Here is a 22,514-nt window from a genome sequence, read left to right as displayed (position 1 = left end):
TCCGCCGCTACCTCGACTCCGGAGCCTCCCCGTCGCAGGATGGGGAGAAGCCGCACATCGTTGTGACGATCACCGACGAGGATCTGGTCAACGGCACCGGGTTGGGCCGGCTGCTGCGTACCGGCACCTACGTGTCGGCACGCACGGTTCAGGAGTGGGCGTGTGATGCCAAAGTCAGCTGGTTCGGCATCCGCGACGGCGAAGTCGCCCTCTCCGACGGCACCAGATTCTTCACCGGACGCCTCCGCAAACTGCTGGAGCTACGAGATCGGGGATGCGCGTTCCCCGGCGTGCGCCACGAGGCGCCGCGAACCATTTCGGAGGTGAGATGCCTTTGAGGTTGTGACATCGCAGTGTTGCGACCAAAGCTGAGGGCAGCCTGATCCGGGAGGCGCCGGGGAGGGTGGGAGCAGCCCTGACAAAGCCGTGGCGTGCCGGTACTACCGAACGGTACGGGCGCGGCGAGCGTGACCGGAAGGTGTACGAGAGAAACCAGCGTTGTAAAGCTCCTCAAGAGTTGCGCCGGCTCTAACTCGGTAGATGTGGGCCGGATCGCGGTGCGCACCCGAATCCCTGGTGGGTTTCGGGGAACTCCTGGGCCTGTTTGATCTGGGGCGGGCAGGGGGGCCACGGTGAAGATCTGCGGCGTAGCCGTGGCGATGCCGCTGGGGCAAAGCTGGGCACCTAACCGGTTGAGTGGTTCGCGAGTGAACGTGGGAACCGGCCACCGCCGCCCTCCCCGCATCCCTGCCAGGGGTGTGGAAGGGCAGGCACGCCGTCTGCTGTGGGCGGTGGTTCGGGACGGAGCCGCCGTAGTAGTCGCAGGAGTAACGAACTGCCAGGGAGAACGGGAAAGCCGTTCACAGGGCAAAGGGCGGCAGCGGAGTCGACAGTAAGGCGCTGTAGTTGCCCTGATGGAGGAATAGGTGGGTGAGGATCCGGAGCCGCCGGTGAATACCGGTGTGTCGTGGCCGGCCGATCTTGATCAGGCTGGGATGCGGGTACGGAAGATGCAGGCCAAGCTGTACTTGTGGGCGACCCGGGACCCGGGCCGCGTGTTCAACGATCTGTTTAACCTCGTCTATGATCCGGCGTTTTTGGTGCACGCGTGGGACCGTGTGCGGAACAACACCGGAGGGCGCACGGCGGGTGTGGACGGGCTGGTCCCTAAAACCCTGCCAAGCTACCCGGTGGAGTTTCTGGAAACGATCCGCGCCCAGGTTAAGGAGAGGCGGTTCCGGCCGTTACCGGTGCGGGAACGATTGATCCCTAAGCCTGGTGGCGCCAAGAAACGACGGTTGGGTATCCCGACCACGGCGGACAGGGTGGTTCAGGCTGCTCTGAAGCTGGCGTTGGAGCCGATCTTCGAGGCGGACTTCAAGCCGATGAGCTATGGGTTCCGCCCGAAGCGTCGCGCACAGGACGCGATCGCTGAGATTCACCATTTCAGCTCCCAGGGCTACCACTGGGTGCTGGAAGCCGATATCGAAGCGTGTTTCGATGAGATCGATCACACCGCGTTGATGGACCGGGTGCGAGGTCGCGTCGAAGACAAACGCGTGCTGGCTCTGGTGAAAGCTTTCCTCAAAGCAGGCGTACTGTCAGAAGAAGGCATCACCAGGGAAACCCACACCGGCACACCGCAAGGTGGGATCCTTTCGCCACTACTGGCGAACATCGCACTGTCGGTACTGGATGAGCACTTCCACAACAGGTGGGAGGCGTTCGGAGTCGGCACGAAGTTCCCCGGGCAGCGGCGGAAAAGGTATCGCGCCAAAGGTGGCGCCACCTACAAACTCGTCAGGTATGCCGACGACTTTGTAGTGCTGGTGCACGGGACACAGCGACACGCCGAACAGCTTCGCGGTGAGGTCGCTCAGATCCTGACCCCGATGGGGCTACGCCTGTCGGAGGAGAAGACCGGGGTCTGCCACATCGATGAGGGGTTCGACTTTCTTGGCTGGCGCATCCAGCGTCGCGGCAAAGCGGGCACGAACCGGGAAGTGATCTACACCTATCCGTCGAAGAAATCACTGAAATCGATTACCTCGAAGATCAGGACTATCACACACAGGTCAGCCTACCGTTCTCTCGAACAACTCCTACGACATCTCAACATGGTTGTTCGTGGATGGTGTAACTACTTCCGGCACGGGGTGTCATCAGCCACCTACCGATACCTGTACCTGTTCATGTGGAACAGGGTCGTGAAATGGCTCCTCAAACGACACCCGAAACTCAACTGGAAGCAGATCCGGCGCCGGTATCTCACCGGTTACCCGGCCCACCGGCCAGCCGGAAACGGGACCGTGTTATTCAACCCCCAGGAAATCGTGATCGAGCGATACTCCTGGCGCGGATACACGATCCCCACACCATGGGATGGATGGCTCAACCATTGGACACGCACCCAACAAGCATGACCTCGTGGAGAGCCGGATGCAGGGAGACTTGCACGTCCGGTTCGGCGGGCGGCCTGTGGAAACGGACCCGCGGAAACGCGGACACCGCGCCACAGGCCGACCCTACTGTGACAGGCCACCAGCGTGGTGTCACGGCCATCATGTCCAGTCGTGGCTGAAAGGCGGACCCACCACCCTCGCCAACGGCACCCTGCTCTGCGGCTACCACCACCGCCTCATCCACCAAGACACCTGGCAAGTCCAGCTAGCAGCCGACGGCGTACCCGAATTCACCCCACCCGAATGGATCGACCAACAACGCAACCCCAACCGCAACCACCGACTCCGAACCTGACAGACCAGGAGCAACAGAACTTCACCGGGCCGAGAGCCGGACCATCGCCCGACCAGGCGCTGCTGGGCTTCGTGGCCAGAGACGGCCATATATGAGGACTCCCGGAATAGTCGAGCGAATCTCTGCTGTTCTTGGTCGCCGATGATCGGGACCTTCTTCTGGCGACGCCTGCACGTCGATCTTCGACGACAGGCGAGCTGTGCGTGTCAGCGCTGACGCTTCAGCGCACCTAGCTATCACCGCTCGTACCCTCGCCCGCCCCGCTTCCCCCGGAGGCTCAGCACCATGGTCAACACGGCCACTCGTCCAACCGCGCCCGGACGGCGCATTGGCTTCCCCTTCTGGGCGCAGGTCCTTGCCGGCCTGCTGCTCGGACTGATCCTCGGCGCCCTCGCGCGGGCTGCCGACATCGGCTGGCTCACCGAAACCCTCACCCAGATTGGGTCGATCTTCGTTCAGCTGCTGCGGGTTGTCGTCGTACCCCTCGTCTTCACCGCGATCGTCGCGAGCATCGCCAACCTCCGCCACGTACGCAACGCCGCGCGGCTCGCCGGGCAGACGCTGCTGTGGTTCATGATCACCTCGCTCATCGCGGTGGTGATCGGGATCGTCCTCGGCCTGGCCACCAACCCCGGCGCGAACAGCACCCTGACACCCGAAAGCGCGTCGTACGACGGCGGCTCCGGCAGCTGGCTTGACTTCCTCACCGGTCTGGTGCCGGCCAACTTCCTCGGCATTTCCGCTGACACCGAAGTCAGTGACGGCGGCGCCAGCACGTCGCTGTCGTTCAGCGTTCTGCAGCTCATCGTGGTCGCGGTGGCGATCGGCATCGCCGCGCTGAAGGCGGGCGAGAAGGCCGAGCCGTTCCTCGCGTTCAACCGATCGGCCCTGGAGATCGTGCAGCAGGTGCTGTGGTGGATCATCCGCATCGCGCCAATCGGCACCCTCGGTCTGATCGGCAAGGCGGTCGCGACGTACGGCTGGGACCTCCTCGGCCCGCTGACGGTCTTCACCATCGACGTGTACGTCGGCTGCGCGATCGTCCTCTTCGGTGTCTACGCCGTACTGGTCCGTGCGCACGGGCTGTCGCCGCTGAAGTTCTTCTCTGGTGCCTGGCCGGCGATCCAGCTCGCCTTCGTCTCCCGCTCGTCGGTGGGCACCATGCCATTGACCCGCCAGGTCACCATCAACAACCTGGGAGTTCCCGAGTCGTACGCGTCCTTCGCCGTACCCTTCGGCGCGACGACCAAGATGGACGGCTGCGCGGCGATCTATCCTGCTCTCGCGGCGATCACGGTGGCGCAGATCTTCGGCCTCTCCCTTGATGTCAAGGACTACTTGCTGATCGCGTTCGTCGCCGTGGTCGGCTCCGCCGCGACGGCCGGCCTCACCGGCGCGACCGTGATGCTGACGCTCACGTTGTCGACTCTGGGCCTGCCCCTTGAAGGTGTCGGCCTGCTGATCGCGATCGACCCGATTCTCGACATGATCCGGACCGCGACCAACGTCGCCGGACAGGCGCTCGTCCCGACACTTGTCGCCAAGCGGGAAGGCATCCTGGACGAGGCGATCTACAACTCCCCGCGCGCTGACGTGGTGAACACGCCCGAGCCGGTCAGGGTCTGACCGTCGTTGAGTTCGAGGAATCGGCGGGCCGCGTCCATGGTCCGTCTCCGAAGGCTCTCGGGTGCGACCACCACGATGTCGCCGCCCAGGCCCTGCACGGCCGCGAACGCGTGCTCCTCGTCCTCCAGGTCGAGAACGACGTCCGCCCAGCCGTCCCGGTCTGGTGAGGAGACTGACTTCTCGCGGGCGTGGATCCAGCCGGCCTGAATGAGCGCCTCACCGCGGGCGCGAAGTGTGACGAGGTACGTCGGGAACGTCTCGGCGTACCTCGTACACATTTCCCGCCAATGTGCGGCGAGGTCGAAGTCAGGCGGCCTTTCGAACCGCTCCTCGGTCACCTCGACGGCACGCAGTCGTGAGACGCGATAGGTCCGGAGGTCGTCGTTCCGGCACGCGACGAGATACCAGCTGGTGCCCTTGCGCACCAGCCCAAGCGGTGCGATCGGAAAGCTCGACTCCGACCGACCGTACAACACGTGGACGATCCGGTCCTCCCAGGCCGCCCGATGCAGGTCGGGCAGCGAGGGGTGGTTCTCCTCGACAAGGTCCCAACGGCCGAGGTCGACGTGGATGCGCTGCCGGGCGTGCTCGGCCTGTTGCCGCGCCGAGGGCGCGACCGCGGCGAGGAACTTGTGGACCAGGCTCTCCCCCGGGTCGTCGAGCCCGAGGTCGCCGAGGATCCCGCGCGGCTGGGCCACGATGATGGCAAGCGCCTCCGCCGTCGTGAGGCCAGTGAACCCCGCACGGTAGTTGTCGAGCAGCGCCCACCCGCCAGTGCCGCCGCGGGTCGCGTACACCGGGATGCCCGCCGTGCTGAGCGCTGTCATGTCGCGCTGGATCGTCCGTGTGGAGACCTCGAGCTCACGCCCGAGCTCACCGGCCGTGACCTTACGGCGTCCCTGCAGGAGGAACAGGATGCGGAGCAGGCGGTCGGCGCGCACCCGGGACAGAATACGACAGAGGATGTCCTGAAGGCCTGGAAGCATTGGTCGCCTGCGCGTCACAGACCAGGCTCGAGGAGGACCCCGTGCGCTCACAGATCCGCAACATCGTGATCGAGTGTCCCGATCCGGAGGCGCTGTCCGCGTTCTACGCCGAACTCCTCGACATGTACACGCTGCGCAAGCCGCCGGACTGGACGGTCATCGGACGCGACGGCGAGCTACCCCGGCTGGCCTTCGACCGAGCCGACGACTACCGCCCGCCGCGCTGGCTCGATCCGGACCATCCACGGCAGCTGCACCTCGACGTCACCGTGCCTGATCGTGCGGCCGCCGAGCGCTGGCTCAGCGGGTCCGGAGCCACCCGACTGCCGGAGGACATCGGCGCTGGCCGTCACGTCTGGGCGGATCCGGCAGGCCACCCCTTCGGTCTACGCGAGGATCCGTCACACCCGCCGCGGATCGAGTCCGTCGTCCTCGACAGTGCCGACCACGTCGCGCTGGCGTCGTTCTACGCCCGCCTCCTCGACCTGCCGAAGGTCGGGCAGGAGTCGGACGACTGGACCACGATCGGGACTTCTGAGGGGCCACGACTGCGCTTCGCCAGGGTCGCCGTACACCGTCAACCTCGCTGGCCGGATCCCGCGTACCCGCAACAGATGCATCTCGACCTGCAGTTCGACGCACAGGATGCGGCGACGGAGCGGGCGGAACGCCTCGGAGCGTCCCGGCTGCCGGCGATGGGCGGTGACGCTCCGGTGTACGCCGACCCGGCTGGTCATCCGTTCTGCGTCTGCCCGATGTACACGCCGATCATCCAGCAGATGTTCCTGGACGCGTGGACTCCGTGGCTTGCGACCCTCGACTCGATCGATCCCGCTGCCACGCGAAGCCCGGGCGTCTGCGGCGACTGGACGATCCACGACGTGGTGGGGCACGTCCAGGCCAACGCGAGGTTCCGGCTCGCGCACCTGCGCGGAGCGTTCACCGGTCGGGCGCCCACGCAAGAAGAGGTTGACGGCGAACGGGCACCATGGCCGGACGGCGTCGGCTACACCGCGGACGCACGCAACGCCGCGATCCGGGACGCCGGTGTGGGCCTGTCCTGGCAACAGCTTCTTGACGAGGCGGCCTGGATTCGCGACCAGACCGTCGAATGGCTTGAGCAGTTGGACGAGCGACTGCTCGACGTGAACGTCGGCTGGGTGGAGTTCTGGGAGCCGCCGTTCAGAGACGACCCGAACACCATTGAGGACCTCATGGTCCGGCGGACCCGCGAGCTGCCCTCGGCGAAGGATCCGCTCCCTGTGTGGAGGTTCGTCCAACCTGACGAGCCCGACAACCACCTGACGGAACACCTGGACCAGATCCATGCGTGGCTCGTGACGAGCGGCGACACGGCCTAGGGACTGGCCGCGAGGAAGAGGAACGCCGCGAGCAGGACGATGTGGACTCCGCCCTGCAGCCGGGTGGCGCGACCGGGCACGATGGTGAGGACGCTGACCAGCATCGTCAGGCTGAGCAGTACAAGCTGGGTCGGTCCGAGCCCGAGCTGGAGTGGCCCCTCCAACCAGATGGAGGCGACCGCGATCGTGGGGATGGTGAGTCCGATGCTCGCCATCGCCGAGCCGTAGGCGAGGTTGAGACTGATCTGGGTGCGCTGCCGCAACCCGGCCCGCACGGCGGCCAGCGTCTCGGGCAGGAGGACGAGCAGAGCGATCACGACACCGACGAACGACGGCGGAAGCCCGACCGCTCTGATGGCCGTCTCGATCGAATATGACTCCACCTTCGCGAGTCCGACGACGGCGACGAGCGCCACGACGAGCAGGCCGAGGCTCGCCACCGCGGCACGGCCGGTGGGAGGCGCCGCGTGGACTTCGCCGTCCGATGATGGTGCCCGGGCGGCGTCGTCGGAAGGCACGGGGAGGAAGAAGTCGCGATGCCGCACCGTCTGGGTGAACACAAACATGCCGTACAACGCCAGCGAGGCAATCGCCGCGAAGATGAGCTGTCCACGGGAGTACACCGGACCCGGCGCGGCCATCGTAAAAGTCGGAAGCGCCAAGCTCAACGCCGCCAGTGTGGCCACTGTCGCGAGCGCTGCTCCGCTGCCCTCGGCGTTGAAGCGGGTCGTGCCGTATCGGATGGAGGCGACCAGCAAGGACAGACCGGCGATGCCATTCGTCGTGATCATGACTGCCGCGAACACGGTGTCCCGGGCGAGTGTGGCCGTCTCAGGCCCGCCGGAGACCATGATCGTGACGATCAGAGCCACCTCGATGACCGTGACGGCGACCGCCAGCACCAGTGATCCGAACGGTTCACCCACCCGCAGAGCAACGACCTCCGCGTGGTGGACGGCCGCGAGGACCGCGGCCGCGAGGACCACCGCGATCCCGATGGCGACCACGACCTCGATGTGCCGTCCCCAGGTCAGGGCCAGCGCAACAAGGGCAAGCAGGGGTACGACCGTCGTCCACGACAGGAACGGTGACCGGCGGGTGGCTGTCAACGCGATCGTGCCCTTTCCGTTCCGAGGACCGACGCGCCGGCCCCACACCCGTTGATGCCAAGCACACGACGGTCGTCGCCGGATGTCTCTCAGGCACCATCCAAAGCCCGCGCGTCGCGACGGCCATGCCGCTCACCCGGACCGTCAGTGTAAAGGAACAGTAAAGAAGGGCAGGAGGCCCCTCATCGGGGACGACGGGGTTCGTGGCCGTCAGATGCGGAGTCGCTACCGTCCGCGTCGGGTCGTGACCTGCAGGGCATCCAGGATCGAACCCGGGAGGTTCGCCACCGTTCGCCAGATCTCCGGCGTGATGCCGGCCTGCCCGCCGGCGGTCCAGAACGCGGCAAGGAGCCCGGCGGCGGCGTTCACCGTGTGCACATCGAGCAACTGCCCTCTGGCGTGCAGCACCGCGGCGATGCGGTGGCGCGCCCTGGCCAGCGTGTCCTCGCCGCCCGCCACCTCGCCGCCCGCCACCTCGCCGCCCGCCACCTCACCGCCGGCCCGGTTGTGATCGCCCGGTCCGTCATCCATGGCCAGCCGCCAGGCATCGGGCCCGATCTGCGCGATCCGGGTCGCGTCCTTCTCGTCGCGGCGGATCGGAGAGCAGAACCACCCCGAACGTGTATGGAACAGGCTGTACTCGCGAGAGCTGTCGAGGTTGGAGAGAGTTGGTTCCACCGTCGGTCCCTTCGCATCTGTCAGCGTTCGACCACTTTCTGTAGTGGTAGACACGGGACCACCTCGATCGTGACGCGGCCGAATGAGGAATTTCGGACGCCATCCATTTCCTGGGACAGGGACTGGCGGCGAGCGATCCCCTATCGGAACAGTAGGGATTGCGCCGCCGCCGGCGTCTCGTTCCCCGTCCTGGATTGGAGCTGCGCGTGGCAGAACTGACCACCCTGGAGCCTGCGGGCGCTACGCCGCGGATCGTCGCCCTGTCCGGCAACCCTCGAAAGGGCTCGCGTACCCGTTCCGCCGCCGAGTCCCTGGCCGCTGGACTGGCCGCCGTACTGGAACGCCCCGAAGTCACCATCAGCGTCATCGATCTGGCGGAGTTCGGTGGTGCGGTGCTCGACGGCGGGCCGGACGTCGACACGGCACTCACCACGGTTCGGTCCGCGACGGTCCTCGTCGTCGCGACACCCGTCTACAAAGCCAGCTACACCGGTCTGCTGAAGGCGTTCCTCGATCGGTTCGGAGGCGGCGCGCTCGCAGGCGTCCTCTCGGTCCCGCTCACTATCTCCGCCTCACCCATCCATCGACTGGTCGCTGACGTCCACCTGCGGCCACTCCTCGTCGAACTCGGCGCCACCGTCCCGACGCGCGCCTTCGCCCTCGAGGAAAGCCACCTGGCGACCCTGGACGACGAAGTGGCGCGGTGGCTAGCCACCGAAGCTCGGCTCGTCAAGGACCTCGTGTCCGCCCCCGCCGCGGTCGGCTGAATCTCGTTTCGCGCCAGGGAGGTTGAACGTCTGAGCGTGCCGGACCGGCGTGACGGCCGGTCCGGCACCGACGTGTGGCTTCGCTGGCTTACTTCGAATGTGCCGACGTCCGGGCTTCCACCTACGGACCGGCCGGAGCAATTTCGGACCAGTCCGGCCGGTTGAGCAGTGCCAGGTATCCAGCCAGGAGTCGCTCTCGTTGCGCCTCCGGCCAGGCCTGGAGCTCTGCCCTCACTGTCCGTAGGTAGTCGGTGAGTTGTGCGACTGCCCAGTGGCGGTCAGGACCGGCGGCGGCGTTCCTTCCGCCGGGACGCGATGCCGTCGAGGAGGAAGGTGAGTCCGAGCTCGAACTGCTCGTCCACAGACAGGCCTCCGGGTGCGGCCATCCAGGCGGCGAGCCTGGGATAGCGGGCGTCGCTCACCACCTGCGCACGCAACTCGGTGATGGTGGCGACGAACTCCCGCAGGTCTGTCAGGCCGTATCGCTGCCGCATCGCGTGTTCTTCTGCCTCCTGCAGGATGCTGCCGATGACGTGTCGATCCAGGAGAGTCGCGTACGTCAACGCGTCGTTGCTCGAAACGCCTTGCCGGGCAAGCAACTCGAGCACGAACTCGGTACGCCGCAGCATGTGCGGACCAAGTGGCGGCCGGGTGTGCACGAGTTGGGCGAACCACGGGTGCCGTTTCGCCATCGCCCAGCTGTCCATCGCGAGCTGGCGCAGGTCCGCACGCCAGTCCTTGCCCGGCTCGTCGGGAACCGCGATCTCGGCCGTCACCGCATCGAGCATGAGATCGACCAGCCCGTCCTTGCTGACGACGTGGCGGTAGAGCGCCATCGGGGTGTATGACCCAAGGCGCTGCGCCACGGCGTTCATGGTGAGCGCGTCGGGGCCGCCCTCGTCGGCGACCTCGATGCCGGCCCGCACGATCTCCTCGCGACCGAGCGCACGCTTCCTCGGCGGCGGCGGTGGCTGCGTCCAGATCAACGCCAACGAGCCTTCCCCAGGCTTCTCTCCCATGCCGGTTACCTTAGCGCATATAACTTGCCGTATATGTTATAAACGTTCGTTGCGTGGAAGAGAGACCTCGTGACCGATCACTCCAGGGATCTGGCCGGCATTCGACTGGGGATCGTGTGCGGCATCAGCTACGGGGATCCGGCGGGTCATGTGCTGGAACCTCGCGCCCGAGGTGCCGTCTCCACCGAAGCCGAAGCCTCGCGCTGATCAACACTCGGGCGTCAGGGCAGGTATCCCCAAGCCCGCGCGATGGGCCGCACCCCTTCAGGAACGTCGATGGGCTTGGGCAGCGGCCGGGCCTTCTGGATCCGGCCAGTGCGGATCTTGGTCGACCAGTCACCGATCCCGGCACGGAAGGTGCCGTGGCTGCGTTGACCGTACTCCAACATGCTCCGGTCCCAGCGGGTCCCGAGGAACTCACAGATCCGCTTGGTCGTCCTGGTTGGCGTACCAGTCAGGTCCTCGTAGCGGACCTCCAGGCCCGGCATGGACTGGCGAGCGGCCTCGACACCATCCAGATAGAGAAGGGCCTCCCGAACCGTCGGCTCCAGCTCGCGATCCGGCCTGGTCTCCATCAACGACGCGACAATCGAGGCCGGATGGCGGAGGAGGAAGATGAACCTCGCATCGGGCCAGCACGAGACCAACCGATCAACGAACGTCGCGTTGGCGGGCGTCTTGTCGACGAGGATGCGCTTGCCGCTGCTGACCAGCTCTCTGTGCAGGATCCGGTCCCACAGCATGTGTTCAAGCTCATCGTTGTCGAGGCTGAGCTCATTCATCGCGAGCTCTCCGTAGCGGCGTTCGAACTGCACCCGCACGGACCGAAGGTGAAGCTCGTGTGGCGCCCGGATCTCGGGATGGCTGTTGAGGACAACTCTCAGGAGAGTGGAGCCAGACCTGACGGGGCAGATCACGAACACCGGTGACGGCACCAGCCGCGCCTTCCCCGCCCGGGCCAACCGCTCCCGCCGGAAGCGCTCTGGTGAGCGCAGCGCCTGCTTGAGACGCTCCGGTGAGCGCAACGCCTGACGGGTGTGGCGGGCCATACGGAACAGTCGAGGATGCTCCGCCAGTCGTTTCTTCAGCCGCTTCTCAAGGGGTCCGTCGGTCATGGCAGCGGCTCTGTTCGGTTCAGTCTCACGCACGCCATGGTCAAGGGATGGTAACGGTCGCACCTGGGAGTCCGCTGGACGGGTCCTGGACAAACGCTGGGAGTACATCGTTGGTGACGCGGGTGACCCGGCCCGCGCTGTCACCCGGGCACCTCCACACCAAGGCCGGCGAGCTCGGCGGCGACGGCCGACCACGAAGGCTCCGTCGTCCGTAGCGTCGCCTCGCAGACGTCGGGATTCTTGAAGCCGCTGGACGTCGACAGGCAGACCACGGGTCCCTCCTCCGGCTGCAGCCGATCAGCAACCCGCCGGAGCCCGGCGAGGGCCGCGGCGCCGGAGGACTCGGCCCACAGACCGGCCTTCGCCATCGCCTGCGTGGCGCTCTCGAGCTCGGCCTCCGTGACCAGCACAGCTTCCCCACCGCTGCCCCTGATCGCGAGGACGCCGCGGTAGCCACTGGTCGTGCAGCCGATGGAGTACGCCGCAGTCGGCCGGGCGGCCACGTGCGCGGCGGGGGCACCGGCACGCAGGGCGGCCGCCAACGGTCCCCGGCGTTCCGGCTCGCAGGCGTACAGCCGGGGGACGGTGCGTGTGTGTCCGAGGTCCCGTAGCTCCAGGAAGCCCTTCCAGACGCCGTACAGAAGCTCGCCATAGCCGGTGGGCACGAACACCGCGCCGGGCACGCGACGCCCCAGTTGCAGGAAGAGTTCGTACGCGATGGTCTTGTAGCCTTCCGGCCCGAACGGGTGACCCGTGTGCGTCACCGTGCGGTTGCTGACCGGGTGGTAGCCGAGCCGGTCGACAACCATCGCCAGGACGTCCCAGCGCGCCTCGCGTGATACCGCGAGGACGGCCGCGCCGTACGCCGACACGAAGGCCCGCACCGCGGGCGGCCCGTCCGCCGTGGTGATCACCACGCACGGCAGGCCGGCCGCGGCCGCGTAGGCGGCCGCCGAAGCACCGTGGTTGCCCGCCGAGGCGACGACAACTCCCGGTGCTCCCGACAGGAGCGCCGCACTCACCGCACACACGTTGAGCCGGTCCTTGTGACTCCACGTGGGGTTACGGCTCTCGTCCTTGACGAACGTCTCGACGTCCACACCGGCGTACGCGGCCAGCGCCGGAAGGTCGAGCAAAGGCGTGCCGCCCTCGGCGAGATTGAGCATCGGAGCCAGGGGCGGCAGCAGGGGCGCCCAGTGCCGCAAGCCTGCCTTGACACCCCGGTCGAACAGGTCCGCTGGAACGGCGCCGTAGTCGTACGCCACCTCCAGTGGGTAGGCGATCTCGTCGCCACTGGTCTTGGGGCAGCCGGCCGTCTGCGGCGGAAACAACGGGAAGCTGATCGACGGGTCGCCGAGCGAACGCTGCCCGATCGCGAGCGACCGTGTGGGTTCGTCGTTCACGGCTCAGCGACCCCTGAGCGCGACGTAGAACGTCGTGACAGGTTCGTCCGCCGTCGACCAGATGCTGTGCGGCGTCCCTGCCTGGATGAGGAAACTGTCCCCCTCGCTGATGGTGGCCTCACCGTCCGGGCCCGCGACCACGCCCTTACCGCTCACGACGTAATAGAACTCAGGGAAGTCGTGCGCACCGCCCAGCTCCGCCGGCGGAGCGCCCTCCGGCCGCGGCCGATACGAGACGATGCCGGCGTTCGCGGTGGTCAGGTCGGGCACGGTCGAGGAGTTGAGCAGGCGCCAGATGGTCCGCCGGTCGTTCTCGTCGGCGGCGACCTCCTCGATGCGGGTGACGAAGACGCTCACGTGGTGCTCCTTTCGGTGGTGGACTTCTCCGGTGCGGGCAGGATGCTTTGGCCCGCCTGGTCGTGTGGATGCCAGCAGGCGACCCGATGGCCGTTCCCGAGCAGGTCAGGTGTCACCCGTCGGCAGTCATCGGTGTCAGCGCGCTCGCATCGGGGATGGAAGGCGCACCCTGCCGGTCGGTTCATGGCCGACGGAAGCTCGCCTGGCAGCAGCAGGTGCGGGCGGCGGTGGTTCGGATCCTCCGAAGGCACTGCCCGCACCAACGCGTGGGTGTACGGATGGCGCGGATGGTCCAGCACCTCGCGGGTGGGACCGACCTCGACGAGCCGGCCGAGGTACATGACGCCGAGCCGGTCACACGCGCGAGCGAGGACCGAAAGGTCATGGGAGATGAGCAACACCGCCACGCCGAGGTCGTCAGCGAGCCGGCGGAGCAGGTCGACCACATCCCGCCCGATCGACCGGTCGAGCATCGAGACCGGCTCGTCGGCGAGCAGAACTCGCGGACGTACGACGAGGGCGCGCGCGATCGCCACCCGTTGGCGCTCACCGCCGCTCAGCTGATGCGGTCGGCGGGACAGGTAGCGGTCGACCGGTTTGAGTTCGGCCGCGTCCAGCGCCCAGAGCACCCATTCTCGCACCTCGTCCGGTGACAGCCGGGTCTGCGCCAGCAGCGGCTCGGCCACCGACCGCTCGACCGTGAAGCGCGGATTGAGTGACTGGAACGGGTCCTGGAAAATGAACTGGATCTCTGGCCGGACCGCCCGCCAACCCCGTCCTGACAACGCGCCAATCTCGGTCTCCCCCAGTCGCGCCGAACCCGCCGCGAGCGGCGCCAGCCCGACCAGCGCCGAGGCCAGCGAACTCTTGCCGCAGCCGCTCTCCCCTGCCAGCCCGAAAACCTCGCCCTCGTGCACGGTCAGGCTGACGCCATCGACCGCCGACACCTCGTGGCGCCTGGCAAGAGCCGCCATTCCCCGTCCGGTCGCATAGCGGATCGCCACGTCCTCGACCACGATCGCTTGCCGGGTGGGGGTGGGCCTTGACTCCCCGTCGACGCCGTCGTCTTCTGGTCGGCGTCCATCGGCCGGGGCGTTGCCGAGAAGCCTGCGGGTGTAGGGATCACGGGGCTGACCGAAGACCTGCGCGACCGTACCCGACTCGACGGTCATCCCTTGGCGCAGGACGTGGACCCGATCGCAGAGCTCCGCCGCGACACCGAGGTCGTGGGTGATGAGCAGGAGCCCGAGACCCATGTCCTGCTTGACCTTTTCGAGCAACTCCAGGATGCGGTCCTGGACCACGACATCGAGCCCGGTCGTCGGCTCGTCGGCGACGAGGAGCGCCGGCCTGAGCAGGGTCGCCATCGCGATCAGCGCACGCTGGCGCATGCCGCCACTGAACTGGTGCGGGTAGTCAGATGCCCGATCGGCCCTGATACCAACGCTTTCCAGCGCCTCGTGCGCCCGCCGCCGCGCCTCCCGGCGCGACATCGGCTGATGGGTACGCAGGACCTCCATCAGCTGGCGGTCGACCCGGTGCACCGGATCGAGGGAGTTCATCGCCGCCTGTGGGACGAACGCGAGCTCCCGCCACCGCAGCTTCCGGAAATCCCCGGACGGCACCGCGGCAAGGTCACGGCCCTGGAACGCCAGGCCCCCGCTCATCCGGGCCGTCGGCGCCAGCAGGCGCAAGATCGCCTTGCCTGCCGTCGACTTGCCCGACCCCGACTCTCCGATCAGGCCGACGGTCTCGCCGCGCTCGATCGTGAGCGACAGGTCCCGCAAGGCCTGGACCCGTCCTTCGGCGGTCTCGAAGTCGACGGTCAGCCCGCGAACCTCCAACAGCGGTGGTGTCATCACAGCCTCACATCCCGACGGCTTCCCTGTACGGCGTCGTAGGCCCGCCCCAGCAGGGAAATCGCGAAGACGAACATCATGATCGCCAGCCCCGGAAACAACGCCCACCACCAGGCCGTCCGCATCTCCTGGGAGGTGAACGCGTCGAACATCACCGTGCCCCACGACACCGAATCGGTCGGTGCCAGACCGAGAAAGCTGAGGCTGGCTTCGGCGAGTACCGCCTCGGCGACCAGGAGCATGCCGTAGAGCAGGGCAAGGGAGACGACGTTCGGCGCCAGGTGGGTATAGACCACCCGCCAGCGGCTGGCGCCGCCCACCACCGCCGCCTTGACGAACGCGCGTTCCTTCAACGTAAGGACCTGCGAGCGCACCACCCGTGCCGTCGTACGCCAGAACAGCGACGCCACGGCGAGGACCAGGACGACATCGGAGCGCCCGAGCACGCCGACGAGAACGATCGCGAATGGCAGGAAAGGAATGGCGTACGCACTGTCGGTCACGCGCATGAGGAACGCGTCGACCTTGCCGCCGAGGTAGCCGGATATCAAGCCGACGTTGACGCCGATGACCACGGTGGCGAGTGCCGCGACCGCGCCGACGCTGAGGGTGCGTCGGGTCCCCCAGATCACCTGGCTGAAGATGTCCCGGCCGAAGTTGGTGGTCCCGAACGGATGCTCGAGGCTGGGCGGGAGCAGCCTGTCGAGACGCCCGTCGCCTCCTCGTACCCGGTCGAACGGTCCGTACGGCGCGATCACCGGAGCGAGTATCGCGATAAGCACGAAGCCCGCCAGGAAGACGATCGCGGCCTTCCCTCCCGGCGCCCGCCACAGATCCCCCAGTGCCGCAAGGGCCGCCCGGCCATAGCGCCCCAGGTCGGTCCGGCGGCGCGCCCGCGTCTGCGACGCCACGGTGTGGTTCCAGCCCCGCCCGGGCTCCGCGCGGCTGGGCCCACCCCAACCACGCGTCACGTCAGCCTCACCCTTGGATCGAGGTAGGCGTACAAGATGTCGACCACGGTGTTGACCGTGACCGCGAGCAGGCCGGTGAGCAGGAAGACGCCCTGCATCATCGGATAGTCATAGGTGTTGACGGCGTTCACGATCTCCCTTCCCATTCCGGGCCAGGAGAAGACGGTTTCGACAATGACCTGCCCGCCGATGAGAACCCCTGTCAGGGCGGGCATCAGGGTGACCACCGGCAGCAGGGCGTTGCGGGCCGCGTGCCAGTAGATGACCCGGCGCCGGCGTAAACCCTGCGCCTGTGCGAGTTCGATGAAGTCCTCGTGCAGGTTCTCCTTCATCGCGGTGCGCATGGTGAGCAGCGGCTCCGGCATGAAGAACAACGTCATGATGGCGAGCGGGAGAGCCAGGTGCCACAGGAAGTCGGTGGACCAGATGGCCGCGAGCCCAGAGCCCGCATCCCCTTGGCCCGGCGTCCGCATCCCCACGGACGGAAGCCAGTCCAGACGCAGGGAGAAGAGCAGGACCGCGAGGGAGGCCGTCCAGAAGATCGGGGACGCCTTGACTGTAAAGGCGGCATTGCGCACGACCCGATCCAGCAAAGACCGCCTGGACGCCGCCGTGAGCGCGCCGATCGCGGTGCCCAGCAGCAGGGCGAGGACGATCGCTGGCACCACCAACACGCCGGTGTTGAAGAGCTTCCCCGCGAGGATCTCACTCACCGGTCGCTTGTACTGGAAGGACATTCCGAGGTCACCGTGGGCCAGCCGGCCAAGATACTTCACGAGCTGGATGGCGAGCGGCTCGTCCACGCCGTACCGCTCCCGGAGCACGCCTTGCACGGCGGGATCGAGGTTTGGTCCGATCACCGCGGCGCTCGGATCTCCGGGGACCGCCCGGAACAGCAGGAAGGTCAACGGCACGAGCACCGCGATGGTCGCGGCCATCAGCGCCAGTCTCGACAGGGCATATCGTGCGAGAGCCATGGCCCACCCTCAGGAGTTGACGCGCTGTGAGTCGTAGACCCGCTTGTCCGCGCCGGCGGACGGGTAATACAGCCGGTCGTCCTTGCCGAACGCGTATCCCGCCGCTTTGAGCTCTCGCATCGCCGCCTTCGGATCGGTGGGTAAGGCACCGATCGACTTGTCGTGCCAGCGGGTGTTGGGCGCGATCACCGACCCGGCGGCCTTCCCCTCGCCCTCGAGCACGACGTCGATAATGTCCTGGGATGGGACGAGGAATGACAGCGCACGGCGGAAATGCCGGTCGTCGAACGGTTTTCGGCTCACGTTGTAGTGCAGGCCGACCCAACCATGACTGTCGACAGACAGGATTGTCACTCCCGGCTTTCCTTCGAGCTTCTTCAGCAGGGTCGCGCTCATGAAGTCACCGAGCATGTCGACCTCACCGCTTTCGAGCGCACCGATCTCGGCCTCGAGGCTTCCGAGCACCGCGAACGCCACCGAGTCGACCTTGGGCGCCGAGAAGTGTCCGCGGTTCGCGGCGTACTCCAACTGCTCCCCGAGCCGGCGCGAGGCGAACGTGAACGGGCCGGATCCGATCGGCTTGTCGTTGGGAAAGCGGTTCGCGTCGGGCACCTTCTCCCACACGTGCCGCGGCAGGATGGGCAGCTGGCTGAGCACCACGGGAACGAACGCCGCCGACGGTTGCTTGAGCCGGATCACCACCGCGTCACCGTCGACTGACACGGAGGAGACCACCTCGAGCTTCGTCGCGAACAACGGCGACTTCTGCTTGATCAGGTAGTCGATGGTGAACGCGACATCGGCAGGCGTGACCGGCTGGCCGTCACTGAAACTCATACCCGGACGGATCTTCGCGGTGATCCGCGCACCCGCGATCCCGACGCTCGTCGCGGCCCAGTTCTCGATGTCGCCGTTACGTCCGATACGCACGAGGCTGTCATAGATGTACGACAGCGGGATCTGTGCCTCACTCGTCTCCACGCTGGCCGGATTGAGCGAGGGCGGCTCGAAGGTCGTACCGATCACGAGCTTCCTGCGCGCCGTCGTGGGAGTAGCCGCGACCAGATTCCAGATGTTCGCCACAGGACTGCCGACGGCACGCTGAATGCCCGACCAGCGATCCGACCGGAACGCACCACCGATCCGCATGTGGACGATGGGTCGGGCCGGCTGGTGGTCATACAACATCCGTTGCGCCCGTGAGACCAGGCGCATTCGCTCCGCCTCCTCGATCGCCCCGCGCTGTCCCTCATAGAGGCGGTCGTAGCTGGCGCTGGCGTACCGGCTCAGGTTAGAACCCGCTTCGGTCGCGTTGGCGGAATAGAAGCGGCTCAGGAAATTGTCGGGATCCAGGCGTTCCGCGGTGGGGTCGTAGGTCGTCACCGAGACGTCGAAATCCTTGCCGGTGAAGGTTCTTCGTGTGAGTTCGGCGCTTCGCAGCGCGACGAGCTTTACCTGGATGCCGACCTGCTGCCACGCTTCGGCGACCAGCCGGCTCTGTTCGTAACGACTGGGATCCTCCGCAGCCGTCTTCGTCAGAAGTTCGATTGCCGGAACAGACTTGCGGCCGGCGACGTTTTCCGCGACCGGACGCTCGACGGCCGTCTCGGAACTGAAGTTCTTTCCCCCGGTCGAACACCCAACCAAAACCGCGCCAGCCGACAAAAACCCTGCCCGTAAGGCAACTCTTCGCGTCATGGCCATTGCGCGTGTCCTTTCTCGTGGCCAGCGACTGAGCCATTTCTTGGAGGAGAAGGATTTCCGCTGATTATGTCGCCCGTCGGCACTTTTCGTTTCGCCGACGTTTCACTTGAAAGGAGTCCACTACGCAATTCCGAGCACAGCAGAAATACCTACGACGAGCCGAAAGTAGGGCGGAAAAATAGCAGCAGAATAGAGGCTCTACTGCCTGTGGATTGGCGTTCCGGATGAGTGAGAGCGTTACCGCCCTCAGCCACCTCCCGCGTCGCACCGGATCGCTTCCCGCGCACCCGTCCCTACCGTCGCCCGAACCTCCTCCGCCTCACTCATCGGCTTCTCGCGATTATCGACAAGTGTCGAATACCGTACTCCCGGGGTATGTCGAGGTCAACGGGCCCTGAGGTTCTCCTTGGTGGCAGGCGGGGCGGCGAGGACCACGGCGGACCCCCGCATCCCGTCACTCGTCCGGCGTGGCGTTGAACACGGCCGACAGCGCGGACAGCGTTCGGGCGACTCCGTCGTCGCGCAGCGAGAGCAGCATGCCACTGCGGGTGCGTTCCTGGCGTACCAACTCAGCGGCCCGCAGCGCCGCGACGTGATGGTGCACGGTGGGTTGGGACAGGCCGATTCGCTCCACCAGCTGGGGCGCCGAAATCGGCTGCTCGCTGAGCAGCCGCAGAATCTGCAGCCGGGCCGGATCCGACATCGCCTTCAGCGCACGCAGGAGAGACTCGTCGACCGGCACGGTGTCGTAAGTGTCGGGCCCCTCTGACGGAACGCCGTAGACGATCAGCGCCTCACCGGTCTTCTCGTCCACGCGTACCGACACGAACGGGTGAAGGAACACCGACGGGGCGAGGGTCAGCCGGGTGAGTGGCCAGTCCGCTGACAGCGCCAGGCCACCGCTGAGCTGCTCAACGGCCTTGGCCGTCGGGAGGACCCTCAGCGTCTCCCGCGCCACCTTCACCGCGACGGCGAGCGGCTCGCGCAGGGCGTCGGCCTGATCCGCGAAGGACAGCTCGTGGTAGGCGGCGAGCATGGTCGCGAGCTCATTCTGGAGTCCGGCCGGATCCTCGAGGATCCGCTGGTAGCGGCGTTTGCGGGTGGAGGCGAAGCCGCGCAGCGCGCTCGCCACCCGGGCCCGGCTGCCCTCACCATCAAGAATGCGGCGGAACGCGGCCAGCTGCGAAGGAGTGGTGTCGCCGGCGGCGTCGAGCATGTACTCCGCCAGGGTCTTCGGATCGACCTCGCGAACGCGGGCGATCAGCTCCTCGGGGCCAGCCCCGTCAGGAAGCTCGGGCACGAGCCGGACCGCCCCGAATCCCACCGAGGTGTCGTGCCCCTGGAAGAAGAAGCGACCCGATTCGTACAACTCAGCGGGCAGGCTCTTCCTGGTCGCGCTCACCCAACCCCGGCGCGCGGGATAGGTCCGCGGGCTGTAGAGGGCCCGCAGGCTGCCCAGGAGGTCGTAGCAGACCGACTCGTGCACCTGGGTCAGGTCGCGCAACGAATCCGACGGTTGTGGAACCTGCCTCTGACGGCTCCTGACCATCGAGCGTCACCCCCAAGCTATCGACATATAACGATAATTCTAGGGAGTCATTATCAACCGACGGGCGGCGCGTGCCCGCCGTCCAGCGAGGCGCGGCGCCGGCTTCCTCAGGAAGGGTACGGCGGGATCGACTGGCGCCGATGGGGGCCCGATAGCCTGCGGTCAAGACGCACGATCTCGTTGACAGGATGTGGCGGAGATGCTGGCAGTGACGTTTGCGGCGTACGGCGAACCATCGGTTCTCCAGCTGACCACGATGCCGGAGCCGCACGCTGGTCCCGGCCAGGTGCGCATCAGGGTCCGCACGGCGGGCGTGAACCCGATCGACTGGAAGGTCCGCGGCGGCTACCTCCGGGACATCTTCCCGACTCAGTTCCCGGCGATCCCTGGCGCTGAGGCGGCCGGTGTCGTCGATGAGGTCGGCGAAGGGATGGAGGGCGTCAATGTCGGTGACGAGGTGTTCGGCCTTGGCAGCGGGACGTACGCCGAGCTCGCTGTACTCCACCAGTTCGCCCGCAAGCCGGCCGCTCTGACCTGGGAGCAGGCGGGTGGCGTCGCGGTTGCCGCCGAAACCGCGCTCCGTGCCCTGGAGATCCTCCACACCGCCGCAGGACAGACCCTGCTGATCGACGGTGCGGCCGGCGGGGTCGGCAGTGCGGCCGCGAGGTTCGCGCTGGCGGAGGGCGTCACGGTGATCGGCACCGCCAGCGAGGCGAACCACGCCTACCTTCGCGACCTCGGCGTCGTACCCACGACCTACGGGCCGGGTCTCCCCGCGCGGGTCGCCGGGCTGGCACCGAACGGCGTGGATGTCGCGTTCGACACCGCCGGCAAGGGCTCCCTGAAGGAGCTCATCGAGATCACCGGCTCAGCCGACCGGGTGGTCACCATCGCCAACTTCGCGGCGGCCGAGCACGGGGTCCGGCTCACCACCGAACCCCACGCGTTCCACGCCCTGCCCCGGGCTGCGCGACTCGTCGAGGAGGGGCGATACGACGTCGCCGTCGACTCGGTGTTCCCGCTCGCCGACGCGGCACGGGCCCACGAACGCAGCGAGGGTGGCCACGTCAGCGGCAAGATCATCCTGGCGGTGGCGGACGCCTGAGGTCGCGCGGCCGCCCCGTGCCGTCTTCAGCCGCGGCTGCTTCAGATCAGCTGGTGATGGTTATTCAGGACCCTCGCCTGGGGCCGACGGTTCTTCTCAACCCGGTCGAGTGAAGTTGATCAACGGCGGTCGATTCGGCCGCGGGCAGCGGCGAGCAACCGAAACCGGGACCGTTGATCAACTCCGCCGGAGCGGCGGGTCATGATCGTGAAGGGTTTTCGTCAATCCTTCATGATCCTTGGACGCGCAGCCACAGGTCTCAGCATCCAGACGGCCCGCGGTTTACTCAAGATCATTTCGGGGAAGTTGCCCATGCTTCGCGCGAAGCGTGGGCCACATCCCAGAAATGATCTTGATCTGGGTTAAGAAATGCTCACTATGTGAGACGCGCGCTGAGGTCGTCGTCACTTGTTGGAGGAAACGTCGGCAAAGAAGCCGACAACCCTCCAACAAGTCCCCAAGTCAGCTCCCCCTGCGCGGGGCTACGCCCGTACCCACGCGTTCACCAGGGACACGAGCGCCCCCTCCTGAGCCCGCACCGTGTCGAGGTCCGGGAACGTCACGACCGCCCTGTCAGGTGCCAGCCACGTCAGCAGTCCAGTGGGATCATCGAACGCGAAATCGGCACCGTCGCCGCGCACCTTTGCCCCGCGATGGAAGATCAGCTGAAGTTGATCGCGTGGTCGTAGGCGGAAGGTCACCCGATCTTCGCCGTCATAGCGAAAACTCGGGGCGTTCCATTTCACGTGCTCGGAGATGTCGGTGTTGGACGCGAGGATCGCCGTCCTCAGTTGCTCGACTCCGTCCTTCAACGGGTGATCAAGTGCCGCCATGAAGCGATCGACGTCGCTGGACCTGCTTCCCATCTCCGGCTCCTCCCTCTGCTGCGGAGGATCGTTCCACAGGTCCCGAGCCTGCTGCCGGTCGCCCCATCGTCTGGCACAACGGTGGCGCACCCGGCAAAGGTCCACTCCACCACCCATCAGTAGACACCTGGACCGCTGTCAGGTTCGGTGCTTGGCGCCGGTCAGGCTGATCAATGTGGTAGCCGCCAGAGCGCCCGGCATGCGATTCTCGAGTGCGCGAGTTATTGTGCGATGAAGACGCTTGCCAGTGACCGACTTGTTCACGAAGTCGCTGAGGCTGCGCGCGTCACGGCTGTGGGTTGCTC

At 66.7% G+C, this 22,514-nt stretch carries 21 protein-coding genes; 8 read left to right on the top strand and 13 right to left on the bottom strand.

Annotated elements, in window-relative coordinates; translation table 11 throughout:
• The 5 genes from B141_RS0116805 to B141_RS0116790 form a co-directional block, all read left to right on the top strand.
• A partial coding sequence (locus B141_RS0116805) for a DUF222 domain-containing protein (protein ID WP_026257298.1) occupies positions 1-338 on the top strand: 338 nt, incomplete at its 5' end.
• 588 nt (positions 339-926) lie between these two features.
• The gene (gene ltrA, locus B141_RS0116800; RefSeq protein ID WP_020576338.1) at positions 927-2,423 is read left to right on the top strand and encodes a group II intron reverse transcriptase/maturase; all 1,497 of its coding nucleotides are present in this window, start codon (positions 927-929) and stop codon (positions 2,421-2,423) included.
• Positions 2,383-2,757 (top strand): HNH endonuclease, encoded by a 375-nt coding sequence (locus B141_RS49350; protein ID WP_084678338.1) that lies wholly within the window; start codon positions 2,383-2,385, stop codon positions 2,755-2,757. Before ltrA ends, B141_RS49350 begins: the two co-directional genes overlap by 41 nt.
• A 141-nt stretch (positions 2,758-2,898) precedes the next feature.
• Positions 2,899-2,973: a putative leader peptide gene (locus B141_RS52830; protein WP_420313594.1), complete on the top strand. Its 75-nt coding sequence runs from the start codon at positions 2,899-2,901 to the stop codon at positions 2,971-2,973.
• A 69-nt stretch (positions 2,974-3,042) separates the two neighbouring features.
• Positions 3,043-4,383, top strand: coding sequence for a dicarboxylate/amino acid:cation symporter (locus tag B141_RS0116790; RefSeq protein ID WP_020576336.1), 1,341 nt, complete (start codon positions 3,043-3,045; stop codon positions 4,381-4,383).
• On the opposite strand, the gene B141_RS45750 is transcribed toward B141_RS0116790, so the two are convergent.
• Entirely contained in the window at positions 4,329-5,324 is a 996-nt protein-coding gene (locus tag B141_RS45750) for a helix-turn-helix transcriptional regulator (protein ID WP_063828625.1), read from the bottom strand. The two genes, B141_RS0116790 and B141_RS45750, sit on opposite strands and share 55 nt — an antisense overlap.
• Positions 5,325-5,410: 86 nt before the next feature.
• Between B141_RS45750 and B141_RS51470 the strand changes: the two genes are divergently transcribed.
• A complete protein-coding gene (locus B141_RS51470) occupies positions 5,411-6,730 on the top strand; it encodes a VOC family protein (RefSeq protein WP_157181059.1) in 1,320 nt (439 codons plus the stop codon).
• Here B141_RS51470 and B141_RS0116775 read toward each other — a convergent pair.
• Both B141_RS0116775 and B141_RS0116770 read right to left on the bottom strand, forming a co-directional pair.
• A complete protein-coding gene (locus B141_RS0116775; protein WP_020576333.1) occupies positions 6,727-7,887 on the bottom strand; it encodes a calcium:cation antiporter in 1,161 nt (386 codons plus the stop codon). The genes B141_RS51470 and B141_RS0116775 overlap by 4 nt on opposite strands.
• Before the next feature lie 177 nt (positions 7,888-8,064).
• Entirely contained in the window at positions 8,065-8,517 is a 453-nt protein-coding gene (locus B141_RS0116770) for a hypothetical protein (RefSeq protein ID WP_020576332.1), read from the bottom strand.
• A gap of 206 nt (positions 8,518-8,723) precedes the next feature.
• Between B141_RS0116770 and B141_RS0116765 the strand changes: the two genes are divergently transcribed.
• Complete coding sequence (locus B141_RS0116765) at positions 8,724-9,284, top strand: NADPH-dependent FMN reductase (protein ID WP_020576331.1); 561 nt, start codon at positions 8,724-8,726, stop codon at positions 9,282-9,284.
• A 278-nt stretch (positions 9,285-9,562) separates the two neighbouring features.
• Here B141_RS0116765 and B141_RS0116760 read toward each other — a convergent pair whose 3' ends face one another.
• The 9 genes from B141_RS0116760 to B141_RS0116720 form a co-directional block, all read right to left on the bottom strand.
• Positions 9,563-10,303: a TetR/AcrR family transcriptional regulator gene (locus B141_RS0116760; RefSeq protein ID WP_020576330.1), complete on the bottom strand. Its 741-nt coding sequence runs from the start codon at positions 10,301-10,303 to the stop codon at positions 9,563-9,565.
• A gap of 221 nt (positions 10,304-10,524) precedes the next feature.
• Positions 10,525-11,418, bottom strand: a complete 894-nt coding sequence (locus tag B141_RS41100) for a sulfotransferase family protein (RefSeq protein WP_020576329.1) — start codon at positions 11,416-11,418, stop codon at positions 10,525-10,527.
• Between the two features lie 140 nt (positions 11,419-11,558).
• Positions 11,559-12,821, bottom strand: a complete 1,263-nt coding sequence (locus B141_RS41095) for a threonine synthase (RefSeq protein WP_020576328.1) — start codon at positions 12,819-12,821, stop codon at positions 11,559-11,561.
• Positions 12,822-12,824: 3 nt separating this feature from the next.
• Positions 12,825-13,178: a cupin domain-containing protein gene (locus B141_RS41090; RefSeq protein WP_020576327.1), complete on the bottom strand. Its 354-nt coding sequence runs from the start codon at positions 13,176-13,178 to the stop codon at positions 12,825-12,827.
• Positions 13,175-15,037, bottom strand: coding sequence for a dipeptide ABC transporter ATP-binding protein (locus B141_RS41085; RefSeq protein ID WP_020576326.1), 1,863 nt, complete (start codon positions 15,035-15,037; stop codon positions 13,175-13,177). Before B141_RS41085 ends, B141_RS41090 begins: the two co-directional genes overlap by 4 nt.
• Positions 15,037-16,008 carry an ABC transporter permease gene (locus B141_RS41080; protein ID WP_084678336.1) on the bottom strand — a complete coding sequence of 324 codons (972 nt, stop codon included), beginning with the start codon at positions 16,006-16,008 and terminating at the stop codon, positions 15,037-15,039. The genes B141_RS41085 and B141_RS41080 overlap by 1 nt, the downstream gene beginning before the upstream one ends.
• Positions 16,005-16,985 carry an ABC transporter permease gene (locus B141_RS0116730; protein ID WP_026257294.1) on the bottom strand — a complete coding sequence of 327 codons (981 nt, stop codon included), beginning with the start codon at positions 16,983-16,985 and terminating at the stop codon, positions 16,005-16,007. The genes B141_RS41080 and B141_RS0116730 overlap by 4 nt, the downstream gene beginning before the upstream one ends.
• 9 nt (positions 16,986-16,994) lie before the next feature.
• Positions 16,995-18,683, bottom strand: a complete 1,689-nt coding sequence (locus tag B141_RS0116725) for an ABC transporter substrate-binding protein (protein ID WP_157181058.1) — start codon at positions 18,681-18,683, stop codon at positions 16,995-16,997.
• A 460-nt stretch (positions 18,684-19,143) separates the two neighbouring features.
• Positions 19,144-20,193 carry an ArsR/SmtB family transcription factor gene (locus B141_RS0116720; protein ID WP_020576322.1) on the bottom strand — a complete coding sequence of 350 codons (1,050 nt, stop codon included), beginning with the start codon at positions 20,191-20,193 and terminating at the stop codon, positions 19,144-19,146.
• Positions 20,194-20,437: 244 nt separating this feature from the next.
• On the opposite strand from B141_RS0116720, the gene B141_RS0116715 reads away from it, so the two are divergent.
• The gene (locus B141_RS0116715) at positions 20,438-21,343 is read left to right on the top strand and encodes an NADP-dependent oxidoreductase (protein WP_020576321.1); all 906 of its coding nucleotides are present in this window, start codon (positions 20,438-20,440) and stop codon (positions 21,341-21,343) included.
• A gap of 482 nt (positions 21,344-21,825) precedes the next feature.
• On the opposite strand, the gene B141_RS0116710 is transcribed toward B141_RS0116715, so the two are convergent.
• The gene (locus B141_RS0116710; protein ID WP_020576320.1) at positions 21,826-22,209 is read right to left on the bottom strand and encodes a DUF1801 domain-containing protein; all 384 of its coding nucleotides are present in this window, start codon (positions 22,207-22,209) and stop codon (positions 21,826-21,828) included.
• Positions 22,210-22,514: the final 305 nt, after the last annotated feature.

Source organism: Actinopolymorpha alba DSM 45243 (assembly GCF_000373925.1).
Lineage (GTDB): Bacteria > Actinomycetota > Actinomycetes > Propionibacteriales > Actinopolymorphaceae > Actinopolymorpha > Actinopolymorpha alba.
The sequence above is the reverse complement of the archived record's forward strand: the minus strand, read 5'-3'. Positions and strand labels throughout refer to the sequence as shown.